This is a genomic window from Flavobacterium sp. J372 (assembly GCF_024699965.1).
Taxonomy (GTDB): Bacteria; Bacteroidota; Bacteroidia; order Flavobacteriales; family Flavobacteriaceae; genus Flavobacterium.
The window spans coordinates 3272232-3283734 of sequence record NZ_JAJOMZ010000004.1; the positions used below are offsets into that span (position 1 = coordinate 3272232).

Annotated in this window: 5 protein-coding genes and 1 pseudogene; 3 read left to right on the forward strand and 3 right to left on the reverse strand. The window is 42.6% G+C overall.

Annotated features, from left to right (window positions below):
* Positions 1–6: 6 nt before the first annotated feature.
* The 3 genes and pseudogenes from LRS05_RS16055 (at position 7) to LRS05_RS16065 (ending at position 7530) form a co-directional block, all read left to right on the forward strand.
* A complete protein-coding gene (locus LRS05_RS16055; protein WP_223053804.1) occupies positions 7–441 on the forward strand; it encodes a DUF1896 domain-containing protein in 435 nt (144 codons plus the stop codon).
* Positions 431–5787: pseudogene (locus tag LRS05_RS16060) on the forward strand (N-6 DNA methylase). The gene LRS05_RS16055 and the pseudogene LRS05_RS16060 overlap by 11 nt, the downstream one beginning before the upstream one ends.
* Before the next feature lie 183 nt (positions 5788–5970).
* Positions 5971–7530 (forward strand): Fic family protein, encoded by a 1560-nt coding sequence (locus tag LRS05_RS16065; RefSeq protein WP_223053803.1) that lies wholly within the window; start codon positions 5971–5973, stop codon positions 7528–7530.
* 30 nt (positions 7531–7560) lie between these two features.
* Here the strand turns inward: LRS05_RS16065 and mobC are convergent, their stop codons facing one another.
* The 3 genes from mobC to mobA form a co-directional block, all read right to left on the reverse strand.
* A complete protein-coding gene (gene mobC / locus LRS05_RS16070; protein WP_257869192.1) occupies positions 7561–9564 on the reverse strand; it encodes a conjugal transfer protein MobC in 2004 nt (667 codons plus the stop codon).
* A gap of 101 nt (positions 9565–9665) precedes the next feature.
* Positions 9666–10943: a conjugal transfer protein MobB gene (gene mobB / locus LRS05_RS16075; RefSeq protein WP_223053801.1), complete on the reverse strand. Its 1278-nt coding sequence runs from the start codon at positions 10941–10943 to the stop codon at positions 9666–9668.
* Positions 10940–11383: a conjugal transfer protein MobA gene (gene mobA / locus LRS05_RS16080; protein ID WP_223053800.1), complete on the reverse strand. Its 444-nt coding sequence runs from the start codon at positions 11381–11383 to the stop codon at positions 10940–10942. Before mobA ends, mobB begins: the two co-directional genes overlap by 4 nt.
* Positions 11384–11503 lie beyond the last annotated feature (120 nt).

Genomic DNA, 11503 nt, shown 5'->3' on the forward strand with positions numbered 1-11503 from the left:
TCTAATATGAAAACAGATCAACGAGACCTCTCTTATTTCAAACTGAGGTTAGAGGAATTGCTCAGGGCCAGTTTTCCGGAACTCGCCTGGAATACGACATTTATAAATCAGCGCGCCCAACGCGCTGCAAGCGCATACGAAGGTGCTTTTGGTTCAGGGAACTCCTATATGCAATGTGACGAGATCGCCAATTACATCTTATTTGAAGGACTGCATTTTTCCCGCTTCGGTAGTGTTTTCAAGGTAGTATGTAATGAATTTGACACCATTATGGCAGACGAGGAACTCTATCCGTTTGCCATGCAGATGCTGCCAGTTTGCGATCCTGTATTCATGCGGTATGAGCTGACCGATGATTTTGAAGGTAAAACTGAATGTGACCTTCTCTACACAGAATTGACAGGAACGATACAACTCTGGATTGAAGAGAATGGCCTTTAATAAAAGGGATCATCTAAAACAGAATATTGAGGCGTTACGTTTAGTTTTCTTTTTAGAGCACGAGAAACGCCAGGCTACCGAAACCGAGCGGCTACAGCTTTTGCAGTTTAGGGGTTTTGGTGGCCTAAAATTCGTTCTGAATCCCTTTGACGACCCCAATGCACTTTCACAATGGGCAAAATCCGAACAGAATCTTTTCTCGCTTACCCAGGAATTACATCAGCTTCTGAGGGAAAATTCCATTGATGATAAGCAATACCGCCGACTCACAGAGAGCATGCGGAGTTCGGTACTTACAGCCTTTTACACTCCACCGGCTGTGATTAAAGCATTAGCGGAATCTTTCGCTGAAAAAAACATCGGCTTTAATACTATTTTAGAGCCATCAGCAGGCATTGGTTCCTTTATCGAATCTTTTGCCAAATCCGGTAATAATTCGCAAAACTTCACGGCTTACGAGAAAGATCTTCTTACCGGAAAAGTCCTTGCACAGCTTTATCCCCAAAACAATATCCGGATTGCCGGTTTTGAAGAAATTCCCGACAAGGAAAGAGGCACTTATGACTTGGTGACTAGTAATATTCCCTTCGGTGATACGTCGGTATTTGACCTTGGATTTTCACGCAGCAATGATGTCGCGCGTAAACAAGGAGCCCGAAGCATCCACAATTATTTTTTTCTTAAGGGCGGTGATATGCTACGTGACGGAGGTGTTTTAGCCTACATTACCTCACAAGGTGTGCTTGACAGCCCCAAAAATAAACCTATCAGGGAAGCTTTGATGCGGGATCATAATCTGGTATCTGCTATCCGCCTGCCTAACAATTTATTTAGCGAATATGCGGGAACTGAGGTAGGGAGCGACCTTATCATACTACAGAAAAATAGTAACAAACAGGAACTTTCAGATAAAGAAATCCAGTTTTTAGGGACTTACCAAGCCAATGACGGAAGCCACTATAATAAGCTTTTCGCCACTATGGAATCCATTATCCATACTTCGGCCTATAAAGATACCGACATGTATGGTAAACCTGCCTGGATATACGAGCATGAAGGCGGTGTAGAAGGTATCGCCGGAGATCTTAGAAAGTTGCTTTCCATTGATTTCACAAATAATCTTACTGTCAAAAGACCAGAAATTATAGACCCCCAGATAATAAGACCGGACCCCTGAAAAACAACTCCCTGAAGAGCCCAGGCAAAAAGTTACGGAAACGGAAAATACTTCCAACTCACAAAACCCCCTCTTTTCAGATACTCCTTCTTACGAACAGCAGTTAAGCCTGTTCGATCTTTTCGAGAGCACGCCGCAAAAACCTCCGTCTGTACAGGCTAAAACCTTACCGAAAAGGAATAATAAGAGAAGCAAGACTAAGCATCCAGGGCTCTTTGACCATTTTGCTTCCCAGCCGGATAAAGCCGCACCTGATTTCAAAATGCAAAACAGTGAGTTGCAGTATGGAAACTTATTCTCTCAGGATAGCCCGAGTGACAACACCCCGTCAGCAAATTTTCCAATTATAAAAAATACCTTTCCTGATCCCGGTCCCTTTACCGGCGAACTACACAACTTTCATCGAGAGGACTGCCTGGTAGCTGAGAAGGGTTTTGTAGGATATCTAAAAAATGTAGATATCTATAGTAAATCTGCAATCTTTCAACCTCTGAATTTGCCGCCGACACAAAGGTTGCGTGCTATAGCTTACGTAGAGCTCCGCGATTCGTACCACCTGCTTTACCATCGGGAAGCAGAACTAATGGTAGAGCATACTGTTGAGCGCGCTTCGTTGAACAAGCAATACGATGCTTATATCACAAGGTATGGTACACTAAACAGTGCAGAGAATATTAAACTTATAAAAACGGATACCGCAGGTAAAGAAATACCATATCTCGAACGAATGGTTGGAAACGTTGTACATAAAGCTGATATTTTTCATCAGCCTGTCAGCTTTTCTATTACAAAATTAGCTACTAACAATCCTGACGAGGCGTTGGCAGCCTCCTTAAATAAGTACGGTACTGTCCGGCTGGAATACATGTCTTCTGTTAGCACTATGGATGAAACCGATCTGAAAGCAGCGCTGCATGGCCGTATTAATTATAATCCGCTTGACACAGGATACGAGATTTCTGAGAGGTGGATCTCGGGAAATGTTGTCGATAAAGCTGCGCAAGTCAGGCAATACCTAGAGACCAACCCTCGCGATAAGGAGGCCCGCGAGAGCTTAAAGGTGCTTGAGGAAGCGCGTCCGAATCGGATTGAATTTGACGAGCTTGATTTTAATTTGGGGGAGCGCTGGATTCCTTTAGGGATATACAATCATTTCGCTTCCAATCTATTTGATACAGATGTTAGAATATATTATACAGAGAATACGGATGATTTTTCAATAGCGTGCGACAAAAAGAATGTACTTATCTGGGATAAATATGCTCTCAAAACCCAAAGCCGTACATATGACGGGATAGCATTGCTGAAACATGCCCTTGTCAACACCACACCGGATATCACTAAAAAAGTAATGATTGCCGGAAATGAAGTGAAGGTTCGGGATATGGAAGCCATCCAGATGGCCAACACCAAGATTGACGAAATACGCAAGGCATTTACAGATTGGCTATATACGCAAAATGATGAATTTAAGGAGCGCCTGACCGATAAATATAATGACACATTCAATTGCTTTGTGCGCCCGCAATATAATGGAAGCCACCAGGATTTTCCGGGACTGGATCGTAAAGCGTTAGGCATAGATGATCTGTATCCCAGCCAGAAAGATGCTGTGTGGATGATAAAGCTCAATGGCGGAGCCATTTGCGACCATGAGGTCGGGGCGGGAAAGACGCTAATAATGTGTGTAGCTTCTCAAGAGATGAAACGGTTGGGATTAGTCCATAAACCAATGATTATAGGGTTGAAAGCTAATGTCCACGAAATTGCGGAAACGTATCGCAAGGCATATCCGCATGCAAAAATCCTCTATCCCGGTAAGGAAGATTTTACCCCTCAAAAGCGTCTGCGCATTTTTGGAGATATTAAAAATAACGAATGGGATTGTGTTATCCTCACCCATGACCAGTTTGGCATGATTCCACAGTCACCTGAACTCCAAAAAGAAATACTGCAGGCTGAGCTCGACAGCGTAGAGGAAAACCTGGAAGTCCTTAAATCACAGGGCGGCGAAGTGTCGCGTGCTATGCTCAAAGGTGTAATCATACGCAAACAAAATCTGGAAGTTAAGCTTAAGACGTTGGAACACGACATTGATAACCGCAAAGACGATGTTGTCGATTTTAAAATGATGGGCATTGATCACATTTTTGTTGATGAAAGCCACCAATTCAAAAACCTGATGTTTAATACCCGCCATGAGCGCGTAGCCGGCCTTGGGAATATGCAGGGAAGCCAGAAAGCGCTGAACCTTCTTTTTGCCATAAGGACAATACAGGAGAGAAATGGCAAGGATTTGGGGGCAACTTTCTTATCAGGCACTACCATAAGCAATTCACTGACGGAACTGTACCTGTTATTTAAATATTTGCGCCCCCAAGCTCTGGAAAAGCAGGGCATAACCTGCTTTGATGCGTGGGCTGCAATTTATGCCCGTAAAACCGTTGATTATGAATTCTCGGTAGCCAACAACATCGTATCAAAAGAACGATTCCGTTTCTTTATAAAAGTTCCGGAGCTGGCGCAGTTCTATTCAGAAATAACTGATTATCGTACGGCTAAAGATATTGGCATCGACCGTCCCGAAAAGACAGAGATTCTTCATCATATTCCTCCTACACCTGAGCAGGAGGTATTCATAAAGAAATTAATGCAGTTTGCCAAATCAGGTGATGCTACGCTATTGGGAAGGCCAAAGCTATCCCAAAGTGAGGAGAAGGCTAAAATGCTGATTGCAACTGATTATGCCCGTAAGATGTCTCTTGATATGAGAATGATAAGCCCAACATACAGTGACCATCCTGATAATAAGGCCTCCCATTGCGCTGCACAAATTGCCATGTATTACCAAAAATTTTATGCACAGAAAGGGACGCAGTTTGTCTTTTCCGACTTAGGTACGTATAAGCCCGATGAATGGAACCCCTATTCTGAAATCAAGCGGAAACTGGTTGAAGAACATGGCATTCCCTCGCACGAGATACGGTTTATACAGGAGGCAAAAAACGACAAAATGCGAAAAGAGTTTATAGGTGCGATGAACGACGGAAAAATTCGCGTGCTATTCGGTTCTACAAGTATGCTTGGAACAGGCATTAATGCGCAGAAACGGGCGGTTGCTGTTCACCATCTTGATACACCCTGGCGCCCAAGTGACCTGGCTCAAAGAGATGGCAGGGCGATACGTAAAGGCAACGAGATTGCTAAATTCTTTTCCGGAAATAATGTGGATGTGATAATCTATGCGGTCGAAAAGTCCTTAGATAGCTATAAGTTTAACCTTCTGTACAATAAACAGGTTTTCATTGACCAGCTTAAGAATAATAGCTTGGGGAAACGGACCCATCGACGAAGGTGGTCTGGATGAAAAATCAGGGATGAATTTCTCAGAGTATGTCGCTATACTTTCGGGTAATACGGACTTGCTGGAAAAAGCCAAACTTGAAAAACAGATCGCAGGCCTTGAAAGCGAAAGGCAATCTTTCATTCGTTCCAAATACTCTTCCAGATATAAGCTTGATGATATTAAAGCAACGCTTGATGCTGCAGGCTCGCGTTTGGAGCGTATGGAAACTGATTGGGTTAATCTGCAAAAACGTGTACAAAAAGCGCAGGACGGGACTATCCTTAATCTGATACAGCTTACAGGCCTGCCTGCAAACGCAGACATAAAGCAGATAGGAACCAAACTCAATCAGCTTTCGGAAAAACCCAGGACGGCGGGCCAGTACGAAGAAATTGGAACTTTATATGGTTTTACCTTATTGGTAAAAACAGAACTGTCCGAAAAAGACACTTTTGAAAAAGACAACAGGTTTTTTATTCAAGGGGAAGGAAATATTAAATATACTTACAATAATGGGATCATGGCAAGAGATGCAAAGCTTGCTTCTATGAATTTCCTGAATGCCCTTGAGAAAATTCCCGGGCTTATTGAGCAGGAAGAAAAGAAAATATCAGGGCTAAAGAAGGATTTGCCAATTCTTGAAGAAGTTGTTAATGGTGTATGGTCAAAGGAAAGTGTATTGGCAGAATTAAAAGCGTCGCTATCTTCATTAGAAAGAAAAATCCAGGTATCAATCGTTCCCGATAAAGATGGTGTCGCAGAATATCCTAATGATGTTAGCACTGATAAAAACAACAAAAGTTCTGTGCTGCGTGTTGGATAATAGCTTTGCTTTAAGACGTGCTTTTGCATTGACTAAAATTAGCGTGTTTACGTTTGCTAATATTAACGCATTTACGTTTACTAATTTTAGCGCATTTACGTTTACTAATTTTAGCGCATTTATGTTTGCTAATTTTAGTACATTTGTATTTGCTAAGATTAGTACATTCTAAATTACAAAGAAATGGCAACACCAAAAGAAAGATTTGTCGAAGCGCTTACCGTCCTGAAAGAGTTGCAGGATAGCGGAAAAGTTGGTATATACACAGATGATATTCCCAATCCAAGACACAGGCAATTGCTTGTTAAGAATGGCTTTATAAAAGAAGTTGCTAAAGGTTGGTATATAGCATCCAACCCGTCCGAAAAAGACGGAGAAACTACTGCATGGTATAGTTCTTACTGGGATTTTGTTACCCAATTCATAACAAAAAAGTATGGAGATAATTGGTGCCTTTCCGCAGACCAGTCACTATTGCTTCATGCGGGCAACTGGTCGGTGCCGCAACAGCTTATTGTCAGGTCACCGGACGCGAATAATAAACCGACACCATTACCGCACAATACTTCCCTCTTTAACCTGAAAACGGAACTGCCGGAAAAAGAATATGCAGAAATTCGCAGTAATGGCCTTCGGGTTTATAACTTACAGACCGCCCTTATTTATTGTACTGCTGCTGTTTATACCCACAATGCAATTGATGCCCGCACAATCCTGTCAATGATTCGCGACGCATCTGAGGTGTTGCCTGTCCTGCTTGAAAATGGACATACCAAGCTCGCCGGCAGGTTAGCCGGTGCCTTTAGGAATATCGGCAGGGACAGGATTGCCGACCAGATCATCGAAACTTTCAAGCAGGCGGATTATGTTATAAGGGAAGAGGATCCTTTTGAAGAAAAAATTGCCATTAAGTTACCTGCCAGGGAACGTTCACCCTATGCTAATCGTATAAGGTTAATGTGGATGCAGATGCGTGAAATAGTAGTAAAGCACTTTCCTCCCGCACCGGGAATTCCTGAAGATCATGAAGCATTCATGAAAAATGTAGACGATATTTACATTACTGATGCTTACCACTCCCTTTCCATCGAACGTTATAGGGTAACACCCGAATTAATTGAAAAGGTAAGTTCAGGAAAATGGGACATCAAGGAGAATGAAGCTGACAGGCAGCAGCGCGATGCTATGGCCGCAAGGGGTTATTATCAGGCCTTCCAATCAGTAAAAGAAACCATAAAAGCAATTCTTGAAGGCAACACTGCAGGCACTGCCGTGGATAAAGACCACTCTAAGTGGTACAGGCAGCTGTTTGATCCCAGTGTGGTAGCAGGCCTCCTTAAACCTGCTGATTTGGCAGGCTATAGAAACCATCAGGTGTATATTGGCAATTCCAAACATGTACCATTAGGTGTTGAAGCCATGCGCGATGCAATGCCAGTTTTATTTGAGCTTCTCGAAGAAGAGCCGGAAGCCTCGGTAAGGGCAACATTAGGTCATTTTATATTTGTGTTTATACATCCCTATATGGATGGCAATGGCAGAATGGGAAGATTTCTAATGAATGCAATGCTGGCTTCCGGCGGTTATCCCTGGACGGTTATTCCGGTTGAAAAGCGCGATGACTATATGCAGGCCCTGGAACATGCCAGTGTTGGACAAAATATTGAGCCTTTCGCACGCTTCCTCGCTTTTTTAGCAAGTGAAGGATTAAAAGGGCATACGGTAGCTGAGCTGCCGCACTAGCAAGTAAGGGGTATTATAATCGATATCCCTTTATTTTTTCTGCTGAACCAGATGTTGCAGATCAGGATCATTTTGGATGCGTTGCAATTCAGTCTCAATAACATGGACTATATCCAATTTTACCTGTCGGTAATTAGCTTCAATATCCTCTTTCATTTTGTCAGAACCATTATCGTCTATGAATGAAAGGATTTCAGGAATCTTTTGATAACTCTTCGTTTCAGCTGACACCTTCTCGTTATCCACAACAATCTCGGCATGGAAAATCTTTTGTTCTATACGCTCGTCAAAGTTATCGGACACAGCCCCGACGAACATGCCCTGGGTGAGGGTAGAAATTTTAGATGCCGGTATGAGACTGTCCATTTGCGTCGAAATTGAGGTTGATTTATCATTACGGTTTATGGTCATACTCTGCCGCTTCTGTAGCACTTTACCAAAGCGTTCTGAGAGGTTTTTGGCGGTTTCTCCCACGACCTGGCCACTGAATATATTACCGACCGTATTTTGAATGACTTTACTTTCTTTGTCACCATAATCCCGTGTTAATTGAGAATAGTCCTGAAAGCCTAAGCAAACGGCTACCTTGTTGCTTCGAGCTGTGGCAATAAGATTATCCAGTCCCCTGAAATAAATGGTGGGAAGTTCGTCTATGATAACTGAACTTTTAAGCTGCCCCTTCTTGTTGATAAGCTTTACAATTCTCGAATTATAAAGTCCCAGTGCAGCCGAATATATGTTCTGGCGGTCGGGGTTATTCCCGACACATAAAATTTTGGGTTCATTCGGATTATTAATATCGAGTGAAAAATCATCTCCTGTCATCACCCAATAAAGTTGTGGCGAAATCATGCGCGAGAGTGGGATTTTTGCTGAGGCAATCTGTCCCTGAAGCTGATCCTGCGCACCTCCCTGCCAGGCATCCATAAATGGAGAAAGATAATTCTCCAGTTCAGGATACGAAGTTAATATGGTAAAGACATCAGCGTATTTTTTATTCAGCAATTCTATAGCATGGGGGAAAGTACAGTACTTCCCATTGTCATAGATTTTCAGGAACCAAATTATAGCAGCCAGCAATATAATTGGCGATTCTACAAAGAAATCACCCTGTTTCTGTATCCAGCTTCTATTCAGGTTTAGCATGATGGTATAAGCAGATTCATAGGCGTCTGATATGTCTGTCATAAAATCGGGATTTATGGGATTGCAGCGATGGCTCCTACGGGGGTCGTCAAAATTTATAACATAGAATTTGGGCTTGACCTTATATTTATCGGTGTGTTTCAAAAGATGGTTATATGCGATGGTGGACAGGTCATCAAACTTGAAGTCATAGATATACATCGAGAAACCCTTCTCAATATGCTGCTTGATGTAGTTATTAACGATGGCGTACGATTTACCGGAGCCGGGCGTTCCTAAAACTATAGTCGCCCTGAAGGGATTCACCACATTGATCCAGCCATTATTCCATTTTCCTTTGTAGTAGAATTTTGTAGGCAGGTTGACCGAATATTCATTTTGCATCAGTAGGATTTCCTGTTGGAAACTTTCGTTTTCATTATTGAAAACATCATCCATAAGATTGTTACGCAATAAGCGGCTCATCCATACACCGGCAACCATTAGGCTTATATAGCCTGCCGATGTAGTAAGAATATAAAGGTAAGTGGCTACCGTAGCCGTGAGTTTTAACAGGGGCCAATTAAATAAGAACAGTATAAATCCAATGCATAATCCGCTATATATTTTTGGCCATGTAATCTTTTCGTCTTTTACACCCTTGGTTCCCAAACAACTGAGAGCAAGCAACACAAGGGCAAACAACTTCGTGTAGAGGGTGTTTGAAAATAGTCCTGCCGTCCGGTGAAAGTTCCCCAACACTTTATTTACAATTTCGAGTGTCCAGCCACGATCCAAAAAGAATCCGTAACAAAACCAGTAAAAATGCATCAGCACTAAAATTATACTTACTGCACGCATAAACGCCATAATTTTGGCTAACCCCCTAAGATCGTCTTCCCCTTGCATACTTTGTAATTTTTAAAAGCTGAATTTAGAAACTGCCACGGCACCCATCGATGAATGGCTTTATATGTCCAGTAATGGCTTAGTTTGGCGTTATTATTAAATTATGCCCTGTTTGATCCTGGTTTTCTTTTTCTTTTTTTCATACGGTTTTCAAAAGCAAGTTCCTCGTAATCTTCGCCCTGAGATTCGGGAAGTAGGCTTGAAAATTCATTGTTCGCTTCATCATTGCGGTTATCGGTATTTGCGAAGTCAAATAGATGGTGTGGCTGTTGTTCAGGCTCATGTAGCGGTGCTTTAGTTTCCTCTTGTGAAAGACTGGCGGATGTGTTTTTTTGCTCCATTTTCCACCAATCATTAAACATATTGGCTGAAAGGTTTTTGCTTAATTGGGAACCGTTCCAGACCGAACGGCTCTCATGGTCAATAAAGGTCATGCCGTAAATCCGTCCTTCCGCGTTGCGACGAATCACTACGTTAATGCCTTGCTCGTTAAGCTGCTGTTTGAAAGCGGCCTCATTACCTGCACTATGCATGGCGATCTCGATTGTGTTTTTTAGAATAGGCCTGACTTTGCTGCCATTCATCCTTTCCTTAGAATGTTCAAAATGGCTTTGGAGCTGTGCCAGTCCTGCATTTTTCCCGAACAGTGACGCTTTGAACGGGTGGCTTGCTTTTTCTCCGTTTTCGTTCAGTACAAAATATACAAGGCCATGGCGGGGTTGTCCACCCAATTCCCCTTTTACCTCTTCAGCAGTAATATTGAAAAGTGACAGCAAAGCATTATAAGCGCCAAAGCTTTGGTAACTGTAATACTTTGGTAGGTGACGTATAACAGAAGCAATATTGGCCTTAACATTGCCGCGTGCGTATTCCACGGGTTTGAACAATCGTTCATTTTGCGATTCCTTTGTTTCAAGGGCGGGCTTAAGGCCGTACTGCTCTTCCAGCTTTCTGCAAATAGCCATGGAACGTGGATGGTCGTAACTGTCAGGGATCTTTTTTCCGTCCAATTCAACACACGTAGTCACAATATGTATATGGGTGCGCTCAATGTCAGTATGCTTATATACAATATAGGGCTGGTTACCGTAACCCATCTCCTTCATATACTGCGATGCCATATCCCTAAACTTGTCGTCAGTAACCTTGTCCTCGGGATCAGGGTTGAGCGAAATATGCCGGACAGGCTTTTCCGTTTTATTGTTAGCTAGCAGGTAGGGCTCAAAATAGCGACATATTGTAGCTACCGAATAGCGATTATCCAACGTGTCAGGTATCTTGTGAGTGAGCAATACCTTCCCATTTTCCTTATCCACTTTGTGCTGGTTGTAAGAAAGCGCACCAAGTATATTCTCGCCTTTCCCTATTTTTGCAATCATTTTTCAGGTCTTTTACCAAGATATTTGCTTTCAAATTCCTGGGTTAATTCGATTATCTGCCGGCACAATGAAGCCATCTCGACAGTCTGTTTTTCCAGCTTAAACAGATAAGCTGCGGCTTTCTTCTCAGAGAAATTACGGTAAAGTATCTTGACAATCTGGTTGTAGTTTACACCAACAGCGCGAAATTGCCCAAACAATTTTGTCAATTGTGTATGGTAATCCATCGCAGGCACATCCACTTTGACCATCCGGATCTCACGCTGGAAGAGAAGCGAAATGATAAATTTGGCCCTATTATTCATGCCCGAGGCTTCATACAGGGATAAAAACCGAACATTTTCCTGATCTGTCAGCCGAAACACATATCGGTGGCAGCTTCGGTTAAGCTTTGGCTTACGGCCGCCTTTGTTATGTTTTTTGTTGTCATCACTCATCATAAATCCATTTTCAATAATTAACAAAACCCCGACTTCGGAGGGCGTTTTCCAGCCCCCTGCAAGGGCAAGTTGTTTTGAGGCACCCTTCCTGTTTCGGGTGCCTCAAAACATAACTTGCTC

What these genes read in the sequence shown, in the direction of transcription:
- LRS05_RS16055 (WP_223053804.1), top strand. Translation starts at nt 7, where the DNA reads ATGAAAACAGATCAACGAGACCTCTCTTATTTCAAACTGAGGTTAGAG.
- LRS05_RS16065 (WP_223053803.1), top strand. Translation starts at nt 5,971, where the DNA reads ATGGCAACACCAAAAGAAAGATTTGTCGAAGCGCTTACCGTCCTGAAA.
- mobC (WP_257869192.1), bottom strand. Translation starts at nt 9,564, where the DNA reads ATGCAAGGGGAAGACGATCTTAGGGGGTTAGCCAAAATTATGGCGTTT.
- mobB (WP_223053801.1), bottom strand. Translation starts at nt 10,943, where the DNA reads ATGATTGCAAAAATAGGGAAAGGCGAGAATATACTTGGTGCGCTTTCT.
- mobA (WP_223053800.1), bottom strand. Translation starts at nt 11,383, where the DNA reads ATGATGAGTGATGACAACAAAAAACATAACAAAGGCGGCCGTAAGCCA.